Origin of the sequence: Mycoplasmopsis bovigenitalium, from assembly GCF_900660525.1 — a bacterium.
In the GTDB taxonomy this organism is placed as follows: domain Bacteria; phylum Bacillota_I; class Bacilli_A; order Mycoplasmatales; family Metamycoplasmataceae; genus Mycoplasmopsis; species Mycoplasmopsis bovigenitalium.
The window spans coordinates 260977-284946 of record NZ_LR214970.1 but is presented as its reverse complement, the minus strand read 5'-3'; the positions used below and the strand labels follow the sequence as shown (position 1 = coordinate 284946).

19 protein-coding genes are annotated in these 23970 nt (G+C 28.5%); 5 read left to right on the top strand and 14 right to left on the bottom strand.

What is annotated here, in order from left to right; translation table 4 throughout:
• Positions 1 to 6: 6 nt before the first annotated feature.
• The 7 genes from EXC34_RS01225 to EXC34_RS01195 all read right to left on the bottom strand — a co-directional run bounded on the left by EXC34_RS01225 (position 7) and on the right by EXC34_RS01195 (position 9303).
• Entirely contained in the window at positions 7 to 1596 is a 1590-nt protein-coding gene (locus tag EXC34_RS01225) for an MHO_4530 family protein (protein WP_129687578.1), read from the bottom strand.
• A complete protein-coding gene (locus tag EXC34_RS01220) occupies positions 1596 to 3794 on the bottom strand; it encodes an ATP-dependent helicase (protein WP_129687577.1) in 2199 nt (732 codons plus the stop codon). Before EXC34_RS01220 ends, EXC34_RS01225 begins: the two co-directional genes overlap by 1 nt.
• 639 nt (positions 3795 to 4433) lie before the next feature.
• Positions 4434 to 5447: a glycosyltransferase gene (locus tag EXC34_RS01215; protein ID WP_129687576.1), complete on the bottom strand. Its 1014-nt coding sequence runs from the start codon at positions 5445 to 5447 to the stop codon at positions 4434 to 4436.
• Between the two features lie 7 nt (positions 5448 to 5454).
• Positions 5455 to 6813, bottom strand: coding sequence for an asparagine--tRNA ligase (gene asnS, locus EXC34_RS01210; protein ID WP_197722234.1), 1359 nt, complete (start codon positions 6811 to 6813; stop codon positions 5455 to 5457).
• Between the two features lie 166 nt (positions 6814 to 6979).
• Positions 6980 to 8425 carry a magnesium transporter gene (gene mgtE / locus EXC34_RS01205; RefSeq protein WP_129687574.1) on the bottom strand — a complete coding sequence of 482 codons (1446 nt, stop codon included), beginning with the start codon at positions 8423 to 8425 and terminating at the stop codon, positions 6980 to 6982.
• A 1-nt stretch (position 8426) separates the two neighbouring features.
• A complete protein-coding gene (locus EXC34_RS01200) occupies positions 8427 to 8996 on the bottom strand; it encodes a diadenylate cyclase (protein ID WP_129687573.1) in 570 nt (189 codons plus the stop codon).
• 1 nt (position 8997) lies between these two features.
• Positions 8998 to 9303: a hypothetical protein gene (locus EXC34_RS01195; RefSeq protein WP_129687572.1), complete on the bottom strand. Its 306-nt coding sequence runs from the start codon at positions 9301 to 9303 to the stop codon at positions 8998 to 9000.
• Positions 9304 to 9455: 152 nt separating this feature from the next.
• Between EXC34_RS01195 and EXC34_RS01190 the strand changes: the two genes are divergently transcribed.
• The 5 genes from EXC34_RS01190 (at position 9456) to EXC34_RS01170 (ending at position 18323) form a co-directional block, all read left to right on the top strand.
• Positions 9456 to 9947, top strand: coding sequence for a deoxycytidylate deaminase (locus EXC34_RS01190; RefSeq protein ID WP_129687571.1), 492 nt, complete (start codon positions 9456 to 9458; stop codon positions 9945 to 9947).
• A 285-nt stretch (positions 9948 to 10232) separates the two neighbouring features.
• On the top strand, positions 10233 to 15923 hold the full coding sequence (locus EXC34_RS01185) for an SGNH/GDSL hydrolase family protein (RefSeq protein WP_129687570.1): 5691 nt from the start codon (positions 10233 to 10235) through the stop codon (positions 15921 to 15923).
• A 29-nt stretch (positions 15924 to 15952) separates the two neighbouring features.
• Positions 15953 to 16183, top strand: a complete 231-nt coding sequence (locus tag EXC34_RS01180) for a YneF family protein (protein WP_096385429.1) — start codon at positions 15953 to 15955, stop codon at positions 16181 to 16183.
• A gap of 85 nt (positions 16184 to 16268) precedes the next feature.
• The gene (locus tag EXC34_RS01175) at positions 16269 to 17318 is read left to right on the top strand and encodes a hypothetical protein (protein WP_129687569.1); all 1050 of its coding nucleotides are present in this window, start codon (positions 16269 to 16271) and stop codon (positions 17316 to 17318) included.
• A gap of 33 nt (positions 17319 to 17351) precedes the next feature.
• The gene (locus EXC34_RS01170) at positions 17352 to 18323 is read left to right on the top strand and encodes an MAG5150 family histidine triad lipoprotein (protein ID WP_129687568.1); all 972 of its coding nucleotides are present in this window, start codon (positions 17352 to 17354) and stop codon (positions 18321 to 18323) included.
• 42 nt (positions 18324 to 18365) lie between these two features.
• Here the strand turns inward: EXC34_RS01170 and EXC34_RS01165 are convergent, their stop codons facing one another.
• Genes EXC34_RS01165 through atpE form a run of 7 tightly spaced genes read right to left on the bottom strand, consistent with a single transcriptional unit; the run spans position 18366 to position 23965 of the window.
• Positions 18366 to 18773: a F0F1 ATP synthase subunit epsilon gene (locus EXC34_RS01165; protein ID WP_004419566.1), complete on the bottom strand. Its 408-nt coding sequence runs from the start codon at positions 18771 to 18773 to the stop codon at positions 18366 to 18368.
• Positions 18773 to 20173 carry a F0F1 ATP synthase subunit beta gene (gene atpD / locus EXC34_RS01160; protein WP_129687567.1) on the bottom strand — a complete coding sequence of 467 codons (1401 nt, stop codon included), beginning with the start codon at positions 20171 to 20173 and terminating at the stop codon, positions 18773 to 18775. The genes EXC34_RS01165 and atpD overlap by 1 nt, the downstream gene beginning before the upstream one ends.
• An 8-nt stretch (positions 20174 to 20181) precedes the next feature.
• Positions 20182 to 21030, bottom strand: a complete 849-nt coding sequence (gene atpG / locus EXC34_RS01155) for an ATP synthase F1 subunit gamma (RefSeq protein ID WP_129687566.1) — start codon at positions 21028 to 21030, stop codon at positions 20182 to 20184.
• On the bottom strand, positions 21030 to 22613 hold the full coding sequence (gene atpA, locus EXC34_RS01150; RefSeq protein WP_129687565.1) for a F0F1 ATP synthase subunit alpha: 1584 nt from the start codon (positions 22611 to 22613) through the stop codon (positions 21030 to 21032). Before atpA ends, atpG begins: the two co-directional genes overlap by 1 nt.
• Positions 22606 to 23163, bottom strand: a complete 558-nt coding sequence (gene atpH, locus EXC34_RS01145) for an ATP synthase F1 subunit delta (RefSeq protein WP_129687564.1) — start codon at positions 23161 to 23163, stop codon at positions 22606 to 22608. The genes atpA and atpH overlap by 8 nt, the downstream gene beginning before the upstream one ends.
• The gene (gene atpF / locus EXC34_RS01140; protein ID WP_129687563.1) at positions 23163 to 23732 is read right to left on the bottom strand and encodes a F0F1 ATP synthase subunit B; all 570 of its coding nucleotides are present in this window, start codon (positions 23730 to 23732) and stop codon (positions 23163 to 23165) included. The genes atpH and atpF overlap by 1 nt, the downstream gene beginning before the upstream one ends.
• Complete coding sequence (gene atpE / locus EXC34_RS01135) at positions 23732 to 23965, bottom strand: ATP synthase F0 subunit C (RefSeq protein WP_004419585.1); 234 nt, start codon at positions 23963 to 23965, stop codon at positions 23732 to 23734. Before atpE ends, atpF begins: the two co-directional genes overlap by 1 nt.
• Between the last annotated feature and the right edge of the window lie 5 nt (positions 23966 to 23970).

The following is a 23970-nucleotide window of genomic DNA, read 5'->3' as shown; positions in this document are numbered from 1 at the left end:
CCTTTTTTAAAGTGTGTATTGGTTATTGTAATTATAGTTTATATTTAATCTTTCTATTTGTTCATTATTGATATTTTTTGGCAAGTTTTCTCAAATAATAATTGGTTTATTTTTCTTACTTATATTTGAAACAAAATTGAACAAGTGAATAAATTTTTCTGTTTCTTCATTGATATTTCGTGTCAAATTTGAGGCTATAACAAAGTATTTAATTTTCGACCTTAATATAAATTCAATTAATTTGGGAGTTATCTCATTCACATAAATTCCAATATTTAATTTTGGATTTGTTATTAAAACTTCGTTAAGAAGGGCAATATCAAGATATTTAGCATGCGGTCTAATAATGAAAAGCACATTATCCAAATTATATTCACTGCTGTATTTTCATAAATTATATTCAGTAGTGTGCAACAATATTTTTTTACTTTTATTCTCTAAACTATATTGAAATAGGTTAATTTTATGAAAAAACTCGGATTTGTAAAAATCAAAATTCAGTATCAAATTTAAATCATCAGAATCAATACCCGCAACCTTGCCTAGAACTATTGATGAACTGGATGGTAAACTATCATTTTTTAGTTTTTTAATTTGTGAAAACTCAATAATAAAACTTGATGACTTAATTTTCTTGTTAAAATCTTCAATTTTTATTGAAAAATTTTGCTGTTCTATGTCTAAATTATCTACATTAATTATAAAATGAGATTGTTGACTTAAATTTGACAACTTGTTTAGACTAAAATGATAAATTTTATTGAAATTGTCTAATGAATTTGGATATTTTGAGCTTACAAAAATAACCGGACAAAATTGCAACGCTTTTTCAAAACTGTTATTATAGTTAGAAATTTTTTCTTTAATTTTATTAATACTAAAACCACTAAATGCTTCTTTATAAATTAGAAACATTAACGCACCATATTTAAGTTTGATTCATTTTGTTTGATCTAAATTTAAAATTTGAATGACTTTATCGATTTGAGATGACTCGCTCATTGCTGATACATTGGTTAATTTCAATGGAAAAACAATTGATTGAAAACTATTTTTAGTATTTGTTTTTATAATGGCGTTCGCATCAGTCAAAATATCATAGTTTTGCGATTTTTTCTTTATTTGTTCATAAGCGCTTAATGAGATATAAAATGAATTGTCATCATTCTTTCCATAAATTCTTATGAATAATTTGTCTTTTTTAATTTTTTTAATAAATAGTAGCGACTTTATTAATTTTTCCTTTTTTGATGGATTAAGAGCTCCAGTTAAACTATATCTTTTTTGAAATTTATTTTCTTCAATGATTTTTTGAATATCGCTGGCAGTTTTTTTGTCAAAAAGAGATAAAAAATCATTTATTTTGTAAAACTTATTTTTAGAAACTTTTTGAGTTGAAAAATTCAATGATAATGACGAACTAAGATCATCTTCACTAACTTTCATTACCCATTTTTCTTTACTGTCTAACTTAAAAACAGCAATAAATCTGTTAGATTTAAGACTAATTACGTGCATTATTATGCCTGAAATTAATAGTGAAAATGATAAAAATAGTATGAATAATACTGCAACTAATAAGATTATTTCTTCCATTAATTATCCATTTCTTCTCGTAACAAACGAATTGATGGGTGGTTTTTAGATAGAGTTTTTTCAGTAGGACTAGCAGCAAATAGCACAACTATTGTATCGCCATTAACCTCAATAACTGTTCCTTCGCCAAAATGAGTGTGTGAAATTATATCTCCAGGAACCATTGATCTATTTAGCTCTTTTATTTGTTTTTGATTTGTTAAATCATCAAGATTTGTGGAAATTGACGCTTTTTGAAGGATATATTTATTGATATCAATGCCAGTTTCTTTTATAAATCTTGATGGTTTTTTGTCAATATGAGTACCGATTAATGTACCTCTAGAGTCGGAAATAAATAATCTATGTTTAGCACGTGTAATTGCAACATAGGCTAGTCGGCGTTCTTCTTCAATGTATTCTTCTTTTTGTTTTTCTAACGATTTTCTTGTTGGGAAAACATTTTCTGACATCCCAACAAGAAAAACATTGTCAAATTCCAATCCTTTTGCAGAGTGAACAGTCATTAAAGTTACATAATTTGTTGAGTTGTCTGTTTCATCTGTTGCAGACGCTAAAGAAACAAATTCAAGATAGTCTTTAATAGTTTTGCTTGGATTATTTTCTTCTCAGGTTTTAATTGACCTAATAAGTTCATAAAGGTTGTCTTTTCCAGTCCCTTTAAGAGCAACATCGTTATTTATGTAATCAAAATAGCCGATTTTTGAAAGGAATTTTTCAAGAACTATGTGAATATTATTTGATTTTAGGGCTGCACGATGATAATTAACAGCATTAATTAAATCAACAAGATTTTTCTTAACTTCTTTTGTAACGGGCAAATCTTTTAAATGTTTATTAATGGTTTTTCAAAGATTTAAATTCTTTTCCTCAGCGAATTTTTGTAATGTAAGTAGTGTTTGAGTACCAATTTTGCGCGCAGGTGTGTTGATTATGCGAGAAAGCGCTAAATCAAGTCCATCATATATTAATCTTAAATATGAAAGAGCATCTTTTACTTCTTTACGTTGATAAAATTTTAGTCCGTTAAAAATTTTGTGATTAATATTTTCTTTGATTAATTCTTCTTCAATTGCTCGTGAATAATAAGTTGAACGATAAAAAATTGCTATGTTTTTAAGTTGGATTTTTTGTTTTTTAAGTTTGTTGATATTTTGAACTATTCAACGCGCCTCTGCTTCATTGCTAAAAGCGTGTGAATATTGAATATCATCGCCATCTTCATTTTCAGTGATTAAATCTTTGTGGAAACGATTTTTGTTGTGTTTTATTAAGTTGTTTGCTGCGTCCAAAATTTTTTGAGTTGAACGATAGTTTTCGTTTAGAATAACTGTTTTTGTGTTTTTGTAATCTTTATCAAAATTCAAAATTAAATTTACGTCTGCACCTCTTCAAGTGTAAATTGTTTGGTCCGGGTCACCAACAATAGTTAATTGTGTTGAAGGTGTGGTTAAAAATTTAACAATATCATACATAATTCTTGATGTGTCTTGGAATTCATCAACCATAATGTAAGAATATTTTTTAGCTCATAAGTTTGCTATTTCAGGATTGTTTGAAAATAATTCATGAACTTTAACTAGTAAATCATCAAAATCGAGGCTATTTTGTTCAAGCAAATGTTTGTTATATTTACTAAATACTACTCCAACTAGTTTGTTAGCATCTAATTGATCTGGGAATTCTTCATTTAGTTCATTTACTAGGTCTTGTTCATTGAATGATTTATTTTTTGCAAGGGAAATATAAGTCAAAATTTCATTGATATTTGAATCAATATTGTCAATATCTTCGCCATTACTAATTGATTTTAAGATATTTTTAATAATTGAGCGCTGGTCTGTAGCATCAATTATTTGAAAATCATTGTCAAGATTTAGATGTATTGCTTCTTTTCTAAGTATTCTAGAACAAAGAGTATGAAATGTTGAGACCTGAGATTTTTCAATATTGTTTTGTGTATATTGAACGATACGTTGTGTCATCTCATTTGCTGCTTTATTTGTGAATGTAAGGGCTAAAATTTGACTTGGCGCAATACCTAAAATATTGATAAGATAAGCAATTTTACGAGTTAAAACACGTGTTTTTCCTGATCCGGCACCTGCAATTATGCGCAAAGGTCCATCAAAATATAAAAGAGCCTCTTTTTGTTCTGTATTTAATTGTGACATAATTAAATCTAATTTACTCGCCATGATTCTCCTTTATAAAAATTATCTCTGGTGATTTAACAGTGTAAGGAACTAGTTTGAATGCGCTCATTTTTTCTGTTAATGTGAAATGCTTCATCAATACAATCCGGTAATTAAATGCTCTTTCATATAAGCTTAGTTTATTTTTTGAAATAAATATAAGCATATAGTTCAATAAATTTATTAATGTTCAAAGACTAACAATTGATGAAATTAGCCTTGTTAAAAATTTAATGTTTCACGGTTGCTCATTAATATTATTTACTAAATTGTGTAAATTGGCGATTTCATTAGGCTTAATAAAACATAAAAACAAAATAGTTAGTAATGTATAAAATCAAAATGAAGGAAATGCATTTTTAAATAACTGAGCAAAATAGTTGCTATTTTTAGTTTGTAAAATTTGTAGTCTGGTTAAAAAAACGCCAATTGTCCTTAAATTAAATATTCAAGGAAAAATAATAAATAAAATAAAACAAATGACTAAATTAATTGATAAGAATAAATATCATTTGCTCATTGTAATTTGAAGATTGAAATTAAAAAGTTTGTATACAATCATAATAATTGACGAAAACACTGCAAAATCAATTGAATTAGCTAAAAATCGTCTAAAAAATGATGAGTTTTTATGTAATAACATTATAAGCTTTTATAAACAGGTTCAAATTTTTTCAATTCAGGCAATCATCTTAAATATTCAGCTTCCTTAGTAGGTTTATTTATATAAATATTTGAATTAAAAAATTGTCGATTTTCTGTATGAATTTTTGATAAGTATTTGTGCAAATCAGCTAAGAATTTTTGAGCACGTGTTTCACTGAAAATGTTTTTTGATTTTAATAAATAAGTAAAGATTTTAAATACACCAAAATCTCAAGTGTTAATAAAACCAGCTAATACAATGTGCAAAAAGTAAATTTGAGCATAATCCAATTCATGTTTTAAATAAATATTATGTGATTCTAAATAAGTTTCAACCGCGCGGAATTGTGAGATAAAGTTTGATGGTGAAAATCATATTTCTGATGATATAAATTCTTTGCACATTGACTCATTTCAATATAAATAAGAAGTAGAATTAATTAAAAGTATGTAAAGTAATTCAATACCGAATTTTGAGTCATTAATTTCTTTTGAACGATATTTTGTAAAATTATCGATAAGCGATTTTTTGAATACTTTGTTGAATAAAAATGGAAAAGAGTAGGCTACATATTCTGGATTAGTTTTTATTTTGAACAGTTCGTCACTCTTGATTCTTGGATTTGGTTTTCACTTAATTGAACCTTTTAAGTTTGGTCTAAATTCTAATATGTCAGGTTGATTTTCGTCTAATTTTGAAGTAATTTTCTTTACAAAATTCTCTTTAATTTCTGCATCTGAATTTAAAACATAGACATAGTTATTTTTAACTAAACGAAAAGCATTTATTACATCACTTTGAATACTTTTTCTCTTTGTGTTAAAAATAATTTTTAATCTTGAGCCAAAAAAGCCAGAAATTTCCTGGATTAAAGGATGCATTTTTTTGCTTGCCTTAGTTATAGCAAAAATAATTTCAAAATCCTGGTTGTTTTGTTCTTGCAACTGTTTGAATACGTATCTAAGTTGATCTCCAGTTGTTATTGAAGGTACAATAATTGTTAATTTCATTTTTCTCCTACATTTTTATATTTCCAGATGTTCTAGGATAAGGAATTGAATCGCGAATATTATCGATACCGGTTACATACATAACTAAACGCTCAAAACCTACACCAAAACCACTTGAACCAGCATCCCCAAAACGCCTTAAGTCTAAATATCATTGTAATTCTTCTTGAGAAATACCAACTTCTAGTGCTCTATCTAATAGTTTATGATAATTAACTTCACGTTGACTTCCACCTACTAATTCACCAATTCCAGGAACTAACAAGTCAAATGAAGCAACAGTTTCGCCATCATCATTTTGGTGCATGTAAAAAGCTTTGAATTTTTTAGGAAAATTTATAACCGCTACAGGACCTTTCGCAACTTCAGATGCTAGATATTTTTCATGTTCTGTGCCAAAGTCAAGACCAAAATGAATATTTTTTTCCTCAAATTGGTCCTTAACTTTTTCTAATTCGGCAAGGGCGTCTTTATAGTCAATTATTGCAAGTTTTTTATTTAAAAATGCTTGCAAATTATTCATCAATTCATTATCAACATTTTTAATTAAAAAGTCAAATTCTTCAGGGTGTTTTTCAATTGTTCTTTTGATTATTGTTTTTAAAAAATCATCAGCTAACTCAATAATGTCAAATAAGTTTGCAAATGCAACTTCAGGTTCAATCATTCAAAACTCTGCGGCATGTTTTTTTGTATTTGAGTGCTCTGCCCTGAATGTTGGAGAAAAAGTATAAACATTCTTAAATCCAATTGCATAGCTTTCGGCATGCAATTGTCCTGTCACGCCCAGTGTTGCTTTTTTATTAGCACCGAAAAATGGACTTTTTGAATTTGAGTCATTTACTTCAAAAGTTTCTCCAGCTCCCTCTCCATCATTACTTGTGATTATTGGGGCGTGAAATAAAAGGAATTGTTTTTCAGCAAAATAATTATGAACTTCCTGAGCTAAAGTTGAACGTATCAACATAACTGCTCTTAGTAGACTTGTTCTATGTCTCAAATGTGGGATTTCTCTAAGTGTTTCTAGATTTATTGACTGTTTTTGGATAGGATAATCTAGGTCAGTATCTCTTAAAAGTTCAAATTCTTGAGCTATTAATTCGAATTCTTGTTTTGCACTTGGGGTTAAAATTATTTGTCCAGTAGCTTTAACTGCGGCACCTAAATGAATTTGGTCTAGTGTATCAAAGTTAAAATTGTCGCCTTTTAATGTGACTTGTAAATTTAGAATACTTGAACCATCATTAATTTCAATAAAACGAATTTTTTTATTCCCTCTATTTGCTGATACCCAACCTTTTATAGTTACATTTTTATTAGCAAAAAATGAAATATTTTTGTATAAATTTTTTATTGTAGGTTGCATAATTCCTCCATTATATGTCTAGATTAATTATTAATAATTTAATAATTACTTTAATAATTTGAAATTATAACAAATATTTAATATTTCAATATTATATGAAAATTTTCTTAGATAACATTTTTACCAATTCAATTGAAAAATGAATAAAAAACGCTAAATATAGCGTTTAAAAAATTGTAATAAGCATTAGCATAAACGAAAACGCCAATGAAACTGAAATTAATTCAGATAATGATTGTATTAATACAAGTGATGAGTTTGAGGGGTCTTTTTTAAGTTTTACGTAAACCATTGGCACAAGAGCTGACATTATTTGTGATAATGTTAGGCCAATAACTAGAGCAATTGATACAGATGCTATTGCTAGTCAAGCATCTTTGGAATTATTCATTAAATCATTTGTTGCTGCTAAAAATATTGATAATTTCCCAAGATTTACAGCAGCCAAACAAATACCCATTGCAAATCCGGCAAGTGCTTCTTTTAAAACAACTTTACCAAAATTCTTTGTTTTAATATTATCAAGTGTGAGTGCTCTTTTGATGGTTATATTAGTTTGCGTTGAACCATTCCTTATTGCTGTACTTACAGTTGGTATAAATACAATTAACGAAATTAACAATGGTGCAATGATTTTATTTGTTTGACTTAATAATGGGGATATTTGTTGAATTAAGAAATATGAAACAATTTCAATAACAGTTGAGAAAAGAAGAATTAACAAACCTCATAATATACGGCTTTTTAATAAAGAATATCAAGGCGTTTTTAAATAGTCATCAGCATCAGCGGTGTCGGGGTTGATACCTGCCATTTTGTATATATCTTCTGTTGCAGCTTCATGAATAACATCAATGACATCATCGCTTGTTATCATACCAATTAGTCTATCATCCTGATTTGTAACTGGTAAAACTGACATATCATATTCACTAAAAATTTTTGCAGCGATTTCTTGTTTGTCATTTGCCTTAAGTGATTTTACAGGAGAATATATATCATCAATTTTAGCGTTTGGTTTTGCAAACACTATTTCTTCTAGGGTTAAAGCGCCAAGTAATTTTTGAGTTGGGCTAACAACATAATAATAGTGAACTAATTCAGCATTTTTCTTTGAATAGTCTCTTCGGATTTTGTATAAAGCTTGTTCACAAGTGTATTCATTTTGTATTGAAGAAATATCAATACTCATAATACTTCCAACCTCATCTTCAGCATATGAAAGAATTTTGTTTATCTCATTTCTTTTTTCTTGAGGCGTGTATGCAATTATTTTACTGGTGACATTTGCTGGCAATTCATCAAGAACATCTGCAAGTTCATCACTTTGCAATTCTTGCAATAGTTTCATTCCCCATTCTTCAGTGAATGAAAGTGCTAATTCAGTTTGCTGTTCTGTTTCTAAATATGAAAATACTTCAGCTGCGTCAGCAGTTTTAATTAATCTTAAGAATGTTAGTTGCTCATCTTTTGAAACTTCTGCAAGTGCATATGCAATGTCAGCATGGTGAAATTCATCAATAAGTTCACGTGCATCCTTGATATTTTTTTTGTTTACTACGTCTTTAATTTTCTGGGAAATATTTGACGTATCCAATTCATTATTATTCATTTTAGTCCTTTAAGTACTTAATTAATTGCTCTTGAAACTGTTCAACTCTTATTTTAAAAAAGGTTCCATTTTTAACAAATTTAACTTCGCCAGTTTCTTCACTAACAATTATAGTTAAAGCATCGCAAACTTCACTTATGCCCATTGCTGCTCTGTGGCGTGCTCCATATTGGTTGTCAATTGATTTTTTTGAAATTTTATAAAATGTTGCGGCGTAATAAATTTTATTATTTCGAATAATAACAGCTCCATCATGCAAGGGTGATTCCTTGTTGAAAACCGAAATTAGTAAAGAGGAACTAATATCTGCATTCAAAATTATTCCATCAGTTCTTAAACTATCAAGATTATCAGTGTTTTCAATAGTAATTAAGGCTCCAACCTTATTTTTTGAAAAATGTTCCACTGCCTCTCTCAATTGATTTATTAATCTAATTTGTGTACTACTTCCAAGTTTTTCAAAACGTTTTTTTACAAATTTACTTTTCGAAAATAGAATAATTTTTGGAAGCAAATTCAATAGTAAAATCAATGAAACTATAACTAAAATGGGTATTAACAATTCATTCATACTAATTACCTACTCTGCCTATAAACACTGCTAAAATTGTCAACATAAAAATTGTTATTAAGCAAAAAAGAATTGTGATGAAATTGTAAAATTTTATCTTAGATTTTTCTTCTACAGTAATTACTTTTTTATTTAATAAACACTCAGGATGATTGCAATCTTTTTCAGCCATTTCATCAATGAATTCAGATTGTTTAGATGGATCAATTAGAATTTGTAAATTTTCTTCATGTAATTTTGCAAGCAATTCCCTTCTCTTATTGATTCTTTCTTGACATGTTATTGGGTCTCTTTCAAATTTTGCCATTAGCCCTCCTATAATCATTTATATTTTAAATTATATTCTAAATATTCATTATCATTGTTGAAATTATTTTTCTTATTTTTTTGACTTTTTCAATTGAAAAACAAACATTTCAGAAAAAATTTATTGATCAATTATAGTAGTATAATAAGATCATGAAAAAAGATTCGCTATATTTAAATGGCTATTTTATGGCCTTGGCAAAAGTATCAGCTTTGCGTTCTAAAGATCCAAGTACACAAGTGGGGGCTTGCATAATTGACAACGACCACAAGGTTGTTGGGCTTGGATATAATGGGATGCCAAAAGGTATTGATGAAATATTTCCTTGAGACAGGAGTGCAGACACAACAAAAGACACTAAATATCCATATGTAGTTCATGCCGAAGTCAATGCAATTATCAATGCTTTTGGTAAAACAAAGAATGGAACAATTTTTACCTCATTATACCCTTGTTCAAACTGTGCTAAAACAATTGTTCAAGCGGGCATTAGCAAGGTCATTTATGAAAGTGACAAATATCACGATACTGAAGATGGTGAAATTGCAAGAAAAATTTTACAAAGCTGCAATATTGAATGTGAACAACTAACAATTGAAACAGGTGTTGAAGTTAAAGTTGGAGATAAAATTTTTAAAGCCTAGTTCGCTATGGGCTTTTTAATATGGGAACAATACCATAAAATATCTATTTTTTTTGATTTCACATTAAATTTTTATGGCAATAATTCTATAATAATTGTGCAATAATGCTACGGCAATGTTGCATAACGCTATGATGTAAGTTTTTTATCTAATGGCATTTATAATGCTTGTCTCAATTTCCATTGTAGTCCAACGCGCCTGTAACGCGTTGTTTTTTTTATTCTTTTTCAATATGATTATGTATAATTAATATCTAATTTTAATATTAATTGAAAGTTGGTTAATATGAAATCGAAAAAATTGAAAGTTGCATTCATAATTGGTGGCGTTGCTGTTGGTGTAGCTGGAATTGCTACCGGAATAAGTTTCATACCTACTAAAGAAAAAAAACTTAAACATTCAAATGAAATAAACAAAAACAAAAATACCACACACAATCCGGGTGATAATAATCCAATTTCAATTGGAGACGATTCTCAAAAAACTAATAAACAAAATGGTAATAAAATAGATGGTAAACAGAACAAGTTTAATAGAATAAAAGTTTCTGACCGCCAATTGTCGAATAAACACATACATTCGAAATCAAACGTCAAATATGTTGCGCTTGGCGATTCTATTTCTGCTGGTTTTGTTGCCACACTAGATAGAGATTATTCAGGCGATTTCAATAAAGAAACCAAAACAGTAACTGGTCTATCATACCCTGCTTATTTAGCAAGTTTTTTCAATGAAATTAACCGTTTAGATTCATTTAATAATCTTGCCGTAACAGGATCAACTTTCCAAGAATGAAACCTACTTTTTAAATCTAAAGGTGATGTCAAAAATTTAACTCCAACCGAGTTTAAAACTGTAATTGGCAGATTTGGAAAAAACTTTGAAGCTCACTACCAAAGAAGTGTTTTAGCTCTGAAAAATTCCAACTTAATTACGGTAACACTTGGCGCAAATGACTTTATCGATGAACTTATTTCATCATTTAGTAGTTTGCCAATTAAATCAATTATTGATATGGTAAATTCAGGAAATGTTAATTATGAGCAAATAACAATAATTGTTAAAAATTTAGCCGATAATTTATTTAAAAAAATTCAAGGTCAACAAACAATGTTTATTGACACTATTAAAGAATTAGCGCCAAATGCAAATATTAATTTTATTGGATATCCAACACCACTTCAATCAATATTGTTAATGGTTGATAATTTTATCAATGAAAAAACAAAAAATTCACAATTCAGTATAGTCAATTTAATTATGTCGCTAATGAATGGCAAAATTTTATCTACTGCCGTTTCAAAAGGTGTGTTTTTTATAAATTCATATGATAAAGATTATTGAAGTGATAATCAAAGAACCTTGACAAGCAACTTTTTTGACATCCACCCAAGCGAAAAAGGATACAAAAAAATCGCTCAAGATTTGTTTATTAAATTAACAACAAGAAAAAGAGATTATGAATACTTCAAAAATAATAATGTTTTATGATCGCAAAAATATGCAAAAATTAATGAAAATGACCAATATCTAACTCAAGTTGTACTTGATGGCAATGAGTTTGATGTTTATTTAAAAATCTTCGGTAGCGATTTTAACAATTTCCCCAATACCTCTGATGTTAATTTAGTTAGACTAAAAGATAAATTCAGTGAAGATAACTACTTTAGACGTGTTTTAAACACTTTTGATATTGAAGAGAAAATTTTCAATGAGATGCTCCCTAAATTATTTGCCAGTGAGTTTTACAAAGAAATTGACCCACAAGCAAAATTGAAAGATTTTCTATACAGAAATAATGCTCAAAACGCAAATAGTCTAAAAAACTGAATGCTTAATGAAAAAATAATTGGCAACTTTTTACTAGGTGTTGAATCTAAATTCTTCAACACAGATTGAGATAATGATGGCCAGCCAGGTGCAAAAACATTGAGATTGCAAAACTTATTAACCGCTGCAAAACAAGAATTAAGCAATGAAAAAAGAATTATTGAGCTTATTAGTGGTTTACTAAAAACATCTGTTTTCAACGGAAACAAAGATGAATTCAAAGAAATCATCAAAGATATTCTTGACAATGTTATGAAAATGAACTTAGCATCCAAGGGTATTGAAAAAATTGTTCAACTTACCTACAATAACAATATTGCTAAATTTATTTCACAAAAAGACCTTACTTCATTAGCAAGCATAATTGCAAATTCAAAAGCATTAAAATCAACTATATCTGGTTTTGTAGTTAACTTTGTTGATGATGCAAATAAATATGCGCAAGCAAAAACATTTAACGAACTATGAGCAACTTTTGTTAATGATAAAGAAAATGAACAAACTTTCACCAATTTAATCAAAAACATCCTTGATGAATTAGCAAACAATGATGAATTTAAACTAATAATTAAAAATGTTTCAGCAAATCTAATTAAACAATATCCTGAATTATTAAATGGCATTGAAGCTGAAAAATTAAGTGAATTAATTTTTGATATTTTAGGTATTTGAAACGAGTTAAATAACAAATATAATATCGACCAAAAAATTACTTCTTCAATTTTAAATCAATTGAAAACGAAAAAAACAAGTGATTTTAGTTTAAAAGAATTTGGAGTAGAATTAATTAATTCATTTTCTTATTTATTTGAACCTTCGCAAATTGAAAATACAATAGTTGAGATTACAAAAATTTCTTTACCACTACTAAATAAGAAACACGAGCAAACATACAAAATACTTGCTGATAACTTAATTAAATACTCTTCAACAAAAGAGAAAATTGCCGATGAATTATTGAGCAAAATTTTATCTTCATTTAATTTGGATACTAATTTAATTACCAAAGACGAACTAAAAGAATTAATTAAAAACGGTGCCAAAAAAGAAGAGTTTAAAAACTTAATTCATGAATTAATTTCGGTTGCAACATCTGTAAACCCCGAATTATTGAAGAATGCAAATGACTATAAAACTCTTTCTAAAGCAATCTTTGAAAACTTAGATCAAAGTAATTTAATAAAAATTGCATTGCAACTAACAACAAATATTGTTGAAACTGAGCCAGTTGCTAAAAATATTATTTCAAGATTAATTTCTAAATTACCTACACAATTAAGCGGCATAAATGAAAATGTTATTAAGCACTTTTTAATCAAGATTTTAAACCATAATTCAACTGAAAAATTATTAAATAGCTTCATAAAAGCTGCGGTTCAAGCACAATTTTCAAAAGATAAAATAATTGAAAATTGACTTTCACAAGAAAATAAACAAGAAGTTATTAAACTAGCAAATGAACTAATTGTTGATATTACTAAGGATGACCAATTTATCAATCAAATTATTGATGAATTAGAAAAAAATACTAACTTTACAAGTATCGAATTACAAAGAAATGACTTAGTAAAATCAGTTAAATTAATAACTGAATCACCAGACTTTAAACAAATTACCGAAATGTTTGTTACTGAAATTATTAGTAATGCAAATGTGTACTTAAATTCTGCAAACATAAAAGAAAATGCCAACAATATAATTAAAAATGTTCTAAATATTGAAGAAAATAAACAAAAAACAAAAGATTTTGCAGATTATTTAATTAAAACAGTTTCAAAAGAAGAATATTTTGCCAATGTAATCGCAAATATTATTTATAACGAATTAAGCAAATTAGATGGAATGAATGATAGCATTCAAAAAGAACAACTTATTAAGTTAATTAATGATATTTTCAAAAATCTAGAAAATATTGATTCAGAAACACATATTTTAACTAATACCTTAAATTCATTACTTGAACAATTTAAAGATAAAGGCTTTAATATTGATTTTACCAAACTTACTTCTTCAATTGCAAATTCAATATTTTCGACAAATAATGTTGAAGAATCAGCACTTAAATTATTCAAATCATTCAACAAATATGACATAATCCAAGAGAATAGAGAATTAGTAAAACAATTATTGAAAAATTCATTGAATTATGTATCAAAAAATACAAATATCGCAAGTCAACTTTACTCAACTCTTCCTGAAAAACATCGTGATGTAATATTGAAGTTTATGAGTGCAGATGAGTTTCAAAGCGTCATAAATGATACAATTCAAACAAACTCTGAATCATTAGTTAATTTAATTGACAGCACTTTAAATTCGTTATCTTCAAATAAAGATAAGATTCAGCAAGCTACATCATTTGTAAAAATTATCAATGTAGTTTTAAGTGATTCAAACAATAAAGATTTAATTGTAAAAAACATTGAAAGCTTATTTAAGACTATCTTAAAAAATCCAAAAGTATACAATTTAGCATTCAATTTGATTAAACATAACGTTGAGCCTTATGGCATAAACGCTGATTCTGAAGAAAATAAAAAACTAATTAAAGATATATATGATGAACTGCCTAAATTCATTAAAGAACTAAAAATAATTCCAAATATTGTAGATTCTATTGCCAAAAATTCAAATAACAATGGCAATACAAAACAATTATTTGACAAAGTATTTAGTGAAATATCTACTTTATTAGGTGTTAAGGATTTTAGATTATTTAAAATGGCTTTATCTTCAAATACTTTAAAAGATAACTCAAAACCACTAAAAAATCTAATTATGAAAATTGTTGAATCTGTTACATCAAAAGATGAACAGATTGAAAAATTTGTTCGTGATTTCAATTTAATTGGTCAAATAACATCATTTGGAATAGATGAGCAATATGCACTTAATACTCTAAAAAGTGCATTCAAATCTCAAGAATTAAAAAGTATTCTAAGTTCATTAATTGATGAAGTATTCACAAATAAAGAAAAATATGCTAAATTAAATAATTGAAAAGAAGTTATTGGAGAATTTTTTACATCTGAAAAAGCAAATGTTGTCAAAAATGCTTTAAAAACTTGAATTAAGAAACTTTTAACAGAATCTAACCATATTTCATATACAATGGGTAAATTATTTGCAAATTCAATGAGATCAAGTGGCATTAATATACCAAAGAGTGAAGATGAAACAATTCAAAAATTTATCTATCCCTTTGCCAAAGGCGCTTCTGAAACACAAATTATTAATGATGTTGTTGATGAGGTATTCAGCACTCTTAAACAATTCAAAAATATACAGGATAATTTGATTGCTTACAAAATACAAAGTTCATTAAAAAAAGGCGCACTAAAATTTTTATCTGATAAAGATGGAACAATAATGCTATCTAAAGTGTTTGACAATATGCATATTTTTGAAAAAATTCTTAACCAAATAGATACAAAGGCATATTCTGATTTTATTAATTTGGTTTTCAAATATACACCAAAATATACAGGTATTTATGAAGTTATGTTTAGCGGAAGAGCAAGATCCACAAATGAAATTAAATTCGATGCAACAAGTGGTATTTCCGCAATTCTTCAAGGCAAAGTTGATGATTTTATAAAAATATTCGCACTGCCGCTTACTAAACAATTCTATAAAGAATTAAATGATAAACCAAATGCATATGCTACGATTAATGATTTAAAAGCACACTCTTCAGGATATCAAGCTCTTTGACGAACATATACATTTATATCTCAATTAATATTTAAAAATATGCCAAATAAATTCTTGTTCTGAAATGCAACTAACACAACTGCTGAGGCAATGATAATGAATGGATTTATTCAATCATTTACCGAAGCAATTAAGCCTTACAAGGATAGTTTATTTAAAAAATATAGTGGCAAACTATGATTCATAGGATTTGATGCACGTCACTCAGTTTCAAGTGTTTACTTATCCGGTATTCAATTAGTTAAATGAGACTGATCCACACACAATTCAAGATCCAATGGATTAAGAGATTACTTTTATGGAAGAGATCACACACTTGTATATATTTACTATGGAGATACCATTGACAGTAAATATAATAATCCAAAGCGTAAATCAGAAGTACTACTTGATGACCTAATAAAAGGTTATCAACCTGTAGACACAAAATAATATGTTAAAATTCTAAAAAAGGAGTAATAATGGGAACAACACAATGAGTATTAACCTTGGTTTTTGTATCAATAGTTACTGCATTGGTTGGTGGTTTTATTGGTTTTATAATAGCTAGAAAAAAAATCCAAAAACAACTTAAAGATAATCCACCAATTAATGAAAAAATGATTCGTGCAATGTTTCTTCAAATGGGTAGAAAACCATCTGAACAACAAGTTAAAAACGTTATGCGTTCAATGTATAACGCAAACAAGTAAACATAGGTTTCTATGTTTTTTTGTTTGCTTTTCAAAGAGTTAATATAATATAATTAATAAAATTTATCACTAGAAAGATAATAATATGAAATTAACACACAAATTAATAATAACTACCACACCAATATCATTACCAATAATTGCTAGTTCATGCTCAAATAAAGATGATGAAATTTACCATATTCAATTAGAATTGAATGAATTGGGAAAAACAATGAATAATATTGAAATATTCAATAAGGTAAATGAATTAATAGACAATGGTGCAAATTCCAATCAAATTATTCAATACCTAAATCAGTTTTTTGTTAATTCAATTAACAATGAATTTCATTTTGTTTCAATTAATACATTGAATAATAATCAACTGGAGTTGAATTTAAAGAGCAAAAAAAATAATAATAGAACATTTATTATTAGTGGTCTAGAAAAATATATTGAAAAATCGCCTGAAAAAGGAAAAATTACAGATCGTTTTGTAAAAATAGGTGATATTGAAATTAGTACAAATGTTGCAGAACACGGGAAAAGAATTTCAGCAATTGAATTTTCAAATCTTTTTGCTAAAAAATACAGAGAATTAAACGGTTCAACTCAAATGTTATTTGATTGATTAATTAGTAATAAATATATTACAATCACTGGTGATTATAAACAATCAAATTGAGATTATTTCTTTAAAAATACATCACATGCTGATGGTCCAAATGAATTTCATGCTTATATATCAGCCATTAACAAACAAACAGGAAGAGTGTTTAGAAGTTTTAACGATAAAGGAGAGCCTGGTTTCAGTATCTTTGGTTGAAATCAAATAATTACTGCTCAGGATATTCATATGCTGCGAAATTCAAACGTTAATAAAGATGGCAAAAATATAACAGCAAATCAATTTATAAATGAGTTAAACTCAAAAAATACAATCAAACAAAAACTTGATATTATTTCTAAATATACTGATCAAAAATTTACCGAATTCACTGAAAAATCAATTGAAAACGTTGATTACGAAATAAATACGAAGTTATTAGAAAATAATAAAGTATCTTTAACAATTAAATTTAAAGGAAAATCTGCGAGTTCATATGCAAAACAAAATACATTTGAAGCATATATTAGTGGATTTAAAAATTAATAAAGATTGTTAAAATAAAGAAAGGAATTATAAATGAAGCATAAGTTTTTATTTAGTTCAATTTTACCTTTGTCTGTATTTCCTGTTGCACTAACTGCTTGTAAAAAAAATAAAGAAATCGACAATGACACAACTAAAATTAAGAATTTCTGAACAAAATTTACAACAAATTTAGAGCAATTTAAAAAAATGCTTGGGAATAATATTAATAAATTTTATGAATTAAATGCAAACTATAAAATTTTTAAAGGTTCAATGCTAAAAATGTATAGCGAAGATTCTCAAGATAGTCTTTACAACACTATCAAAAACATAATTGACAAATCTAAATATGGAAAAATGGACCTAAATGACAATGAACTAAGTCAATTAAATGAAAATCAGATAGAACTATATAATGAATGAATAAACTCTTCAACCAAGTTAAATGAATTAATAAATGCCCGAAATTTAATTAATGATGCCGATATACAAATTTCCACATCAATACAGAAATTATCTTTAAATAATAATGCTAATGAATTTTACTTATTCAATTCATATTTGAATGAATTGGGAAAAAATAACTTTAAAGACGAGCAAATGCAATTAAATCTAAATAAAGTAAAAGATTTCTTTTCTAACTATATTTACAACGCAAATAAATGAGAATCTGATTTAAATACTAATTCATCAAACAACAAAAACAATAGCAATGATATTCATGAACACACTCATTCTCACTCACTAATTAATATTACAATGAATGCAATTGTGCAAAACTTAGGATTTATTAAACAAATAAAAAACTTAGAGGATTTACAAAGTGGTATTAATAAACTTAAAAATCAAGACAAAAAAGATCATTTTAATGTTAATTTATTTACTAAGTTGCCTACACTTAATGAGTTTGAAAAATTAATTGATTCAATAATTCAAGCACAAGATCAAATTAATTTATTGCGTAATAAAGCAATAGAAGTTTATTCATCAATTAAAGATATTGAATCAATACTTAATCAATAGTAAATTAAGTATTATTCGGAAAATAAAAATCGCCGCGGCGATTTATTTTTCATTATAAATATTAATTTTTAAAATAATTTTACGTAATTGGTTTTCAAGTGAAATAGCATCTTTTTTAGAAGCAAATTTCAACTGGTCTAAAATTTTGTTTCTGCGTGATTGAGTTTCGTCAATGTTGATGCTTTCTTTTAAAGTTATATCATTTGTGATAATCTTTAACTCGTAGCCGTCTGTATAAATTAATCCGCCACCAATAACACATACACGATAGTTGTCATCACCGGGGTTATTTATTGTTAATTTATCAATAGCAAGTGAACCCATAAATGCCCCGTGTCCATATAAAAAGGTTATTGCTCCAGAATCAATTGTTTTTACGCTAATTGAGTTAATATATTCTTCTAAGAAGATACCATCAGGGGTTGAAATAGTTAAATGTAATTTATTCATTATTCTTTATTTTTATTGAATTCTGCGTAACGAGAATCAACATCGCTTATATCACCAGCATATAAGAATAGATGTTCAGGAACTTCGTCATAATTTCCATCTAAAATAGCTTTAAAGCTCTTAATTGTATCTGAAAGTTTAACGTATGCACCCTTTTTACCCGAGAATTTTTCTGCAACGAAAAATGGTTGTGATAAAAAGTTTCTTATTTTACGAGCTCTAGAAACAATTAATTTATCAGCTTCGCTTAACTCTCCCATACCTAGAATTGCAATAATATCTTGCAATTCTTTGAATCTTTGCAAAATAGAAACAACTCCATATGCAACACTATAATGTTCTTGACCTACAATAAGTGGATCAAGTAATTTTGAGCTTGATTCAAGTGGATCAACAGCAGGATAAATACCAAGAGCAGCAATGTTACGGTCTAAAACAGTTTTAGCATCCAAGTGGCTAAATGTTGTTGCTGGTGCAGGGTCAGTTAAGTCGTCAGCAGGTACATATACTGCTTGAACTGATGTAATTGAACCATGGTGAGTTGAAGTAATACGCTCTTGCAACTGACCCATTTCAGTTGCAAGAGTGGGTTGATAACCCACAGCACTTGGCATACGGCCTAAAAGTGCGGATACTTCTGAACCAGCTTGTGTAAATCTAAAGATATTATCAATAAATAATAAAACGTCTTGGTTTGATTGATCTCTAAAGTGTTCAGCCATAGTTAGGCCAGTTAAAGCAACACGCATACGAGCTCCGGGAGGCTCGTTCATTTGACCAAAAACTAGTGCAGTTTTTTCAAGAACGCCTGATGCTTTCATTTCGTGGAATAAATCATTACCCTCACGAGTACGCTCACCAACGCCAGCAAAAACACTAAGTCCACCATGTTCAGTAGCAATATTATTAATTAACTCTTGGACAAGAACTGTTTTTCCAACTCCAGCGCCGCCAAAAAGTCCAATTTTGCCACCTTTTGCATAAGGAATAAGTAAATCAACTACTTTGATACCTGTTTCAAGTATTTCACTTGTAGTTCTTTGTTCTTCATAACTAGGAGCTTTAGCGTGGATTGGCACATATTTCGTTTTAGGTTGCGCTTTATTGTCAATTGCTTCACCTAAAACGTTGAACATTCTACCTAAAACTTCATTGCCAACAGGCACAGAAATTGGTGCACCTGTATCAATTACATCAACACCTCTAGCTAAACCATTTGTTGAAACCATTGCAATTGTGCGAACTGTTTCATCACCAATATGTTGAGCTACTTCAAGTGTATATTTTTCGCCATTAAACTCAGCTACTAATGCATTCAGTAAAGCGGGCATATGGCCTTTAGTAAATTTTACGTCAACAACTGGGCCTAAAATTTGTACAATTTTACCAATTTTATTCATATTCCCTCCTATACAGCATTTGCGCCACCGACAATTTCATTCAATTCTTGAGTAATATTGCCTTGGCGTTTTCTGTTGTAATCTTGATTTAAGTTTTTTATTAGTTCATCAGCATTGTTATTTGCGCTCTCCATTGCGGTTCGGCGAGCTGCAAATTCGCTAAGCACGCCGGAAGCAAAAGCTTGAGCCATTGATGCATTTAAATATGCTTGTGCCAAGGAAACTGATACATTGTGTTGATTTGGCTCAAATTCAATAATTTTTTTAATTTTATTTTCACCAAAATGTTCATATTTAAGGCTTAAAGGTCAAATTTCTTTGCATTGTTCTTGTTGAATTAAATTGTTGATAAATTCGTTATAAATTATGCTAATACTGCCAATTTCATTTTGTCTAATTAATTCTAAAGCATCTTCAACAACCATACTTGAAAGGTCTGTGCTAGCATTATTTTCTCATGAGTAGTGATGAAGAATGTTTGTGCGGTATTTTTGCACTAATATTTGTCCTTTATCACCAATTACAATGATTTTATCATTGTCATTGATTATATTTCGCGCAAGTTTGATGACATTTGAGTTGTAACTGCCAGCTAATCCAAGATCACTAGTAACAACAATAATTAGACGTTTTTCAATGTTTTTTCTAAGTAAAAAATTATCTACTTCACTTTCTGGAGTGTTTGCTAAATAAATATTAATTATGTTTCTTACTTGTTCAAAATATGAGTTTACATCATTAAAATGGTCACGCGCTTTGCGCATTTTTGATGTTGATACAAGTTCCATCGCGTGTGTTATTTTACGAATCGAGTGAACTGTTTCAATTCGCGTTTTAATTTTTTGTAAACTTGACATTAGGCCTCAAATAACTCACGATATTTTTCAGGAATCATTTCGTGTTCATTGGCATGATAATTCGGAATTGTAGAAACAATGCTTTTAACTATTTTTACAAGTTGTGTGCTTATTTTGTCTTTAACTTTATCGGTTAAATCATTGTCAGCTAATTTTATTTGGTTAGCTATCTCAATTCCATGTGGTGAGTGCATAAAATCAATAACAGCTTGACGGTAATTTAAAATCTCATCTTTTGGTAACGGGTTAATAATTCTTTCTTTGTTACCAAGTAAGATAGCAATTTGCGAATATATGTCGATGGGTTGATATTGAGATTGTTTTAAAAATTCAAATACTTTAGCACCGTGCTCTAAAATTGTTTTGGTTGATTGGTCTAAATCAGAACCAAATTGAGCAAATGCCAGCATTTCATTGTATTGAGCTAGTTCAAGTTTTAGTGAGTTAGAAACTTTTTTCATAGCTTTAATTTGTGCAGTTGAGCCAACACGAGAAACACTAAAACCAACATCAACTGCAGGACGCTGTCCTGAGTTGAATAGATTTTCACGAGTGAAAATCTGGCCATCAGTAATCGAAATAACATTAGTAGGTATATAAGCCGAAATATCTCCTTGTTGGGTTTCGATAATTGGTAAGGCAGTAATTGAACCGCCGCCATTTTCCTCATTAACACGAGCTGCACGTTCTAATAATTGAGAGTGTAAATAAAACACGTCACCAGGATAAGCTTCACGACCAGGAGGTCTTCTTAAAAGTAAAGAAAGAGTACGATAAGCAACAGCATGTTTACTTAAATCATCGTAGATAATTAAAACATCTTGTCCTTTAGCCATTCATTCTTCAGCAATTGTTACACCTGAATAAGGAGCTATATATTGTTGAGGAGCAAGTTCGCTGGCGCTTGAAACAACAACAGTTGTGTATTCTAACGCGCCTGTTTCTTGTAGTTTATGAACAATTTGGGCAACTGTAGAATTTTTTTGGCCAATTGCTACATAAACACATTTAATATTTTTGCCTTTTTGGTTTATGATTGTATCTATTGCAATAGCAGTTTTACCAGTTTGGCGATCCCCAATAATTAACTCTCTTTGGCCACGGCCAATTGGGATCATTGAATCAATGGCGATGATCCCTGTTTCAAGAGATTGGTTAACTTCTTTACGGCTCATAACACCGGGTGCAACTTTAAATATTTCCCGTTTTTGGCTGTATTTAATTGGACCTTTGCCATCAATAGGGTGGCCTAAAACGTTAATTACTCTACCAATTAACTCATCACCAACACCAATTGATATAACTTCACCAGTTCGTTTACATTTATCACCTTCAGATAATTTATGTGCATTACCAAAGATGGCGATACCCACTACTTCTTCTTCAAGGTTTAAAACCATTCCGTATATTTCATCTTTAAAAATTATAATTTCACCATTTTTAGCATTGTCTAAACCCGATACAAGGGCTATACCATCACCAATTGTAACAATTTCGCCAACTTCACTGAAATCAACTTGTGAATTAAAATTTTTAATACGGCTTTTAATGATTTTATAAATATCTTGCGTGTAATTACTCATCAATTTCTCCTTTCTGAACAATAATTTGTCCCATTTTCTTCAAGTCTAATGCATAGTTTTGTTCAATTATTTCATTGTCAACTTTAATTTTAAATCCGCTTATCAAGCTTTTATCAATGTGAGTTTCGATCGCAATATCTGAATTGTATTTTTTTGCTAAATATTGTTTGAATTTTTCAATTTGAATGTTGTTTAATTCAAAAGCACTAAAAATTTTTGCACGTTTAATTTTAAGTTTATTTTCAGCAATCTTAATGAAGTTGTTGATAATTCTCTTAAATAGTCGAAAAACATTTTTTTCAACAATAACTTTAAAAAAGTTAATTATAGTTTGTGATTTTACCAAATCATTGAAAATTGAATCGATTTGATCAAATTTTTGGAATTTTGGCAATGATTGATTAGCTAAAAAATCAATAAAAGTATTATCATTTTCCATTTGTTTTGACAAATTTAAAAAGAAATTATAGCCTTCGTTTAAATAATTATCTTCAATTAGTAACTCGCAAAGCGCCGTTGCATAACTATCAACATTTGCTTTTTGATACATTATTCATCCTCATTTTTAGTTAAAAAATCATCAATAATTTGATTGTGAATTTCTGAATCAACGTGTTGTTTTAAGATTTTTTCACTCAATGTTGTAGCGGCCGATGCAATGTGTTTTTTGCTTTCTTTTAGAAACTTTTGTTTCTGTATTTCAATATCAATTTTAGCTTCAGAAATAATTCTATTTGCTTCAGCTTTGGCTTTGTCTGTGTATTTTTCAATGACTTTATCACCCCTACGTTTTGCGTCATTAATTAGAGAATCAACTTCAATGTGAGCTTGTTTTAAACGTTGATTTACTTGAGCTAAAACTAACTCTGAACTTGCATTGTTTTCCTTTGCTTTGTCAATGTTGTCTTGAATAAATTTTTGACGCGCAGCAAGAGATTTTTTAACAGGTTTGTACATTAAAAAATACAAAATAATCATAATTATTATTAACGAAACCAATGTTGCAAGCATCATTGGTCACGAAGGTCAAAGTTTATTAAACTGTTCTTTAAAACCTTCTGAAGGTTCAACAACTGGATAAGAACCTTCTGCTAATATTGAAAACACGGTTTTATGCATTATTTACCAAAAACAAACAATAATAGAATAGAAATAAGAAAACAGTAAATTGCAGCTGTTTCAGCCAAGGCCATACCAATAATCATTATTGTTCTAATTTTTGATGCAGCTTCTGGGTTACGACCTACCGCTTCAGCGGCACGACCTGATGCTAGACCTTGACCTAAACCAGTTCCAATTACACCAAGCATACAAATTCCCGCAGCTAATGCTATTAATCCTTCTTTATTCATAATTC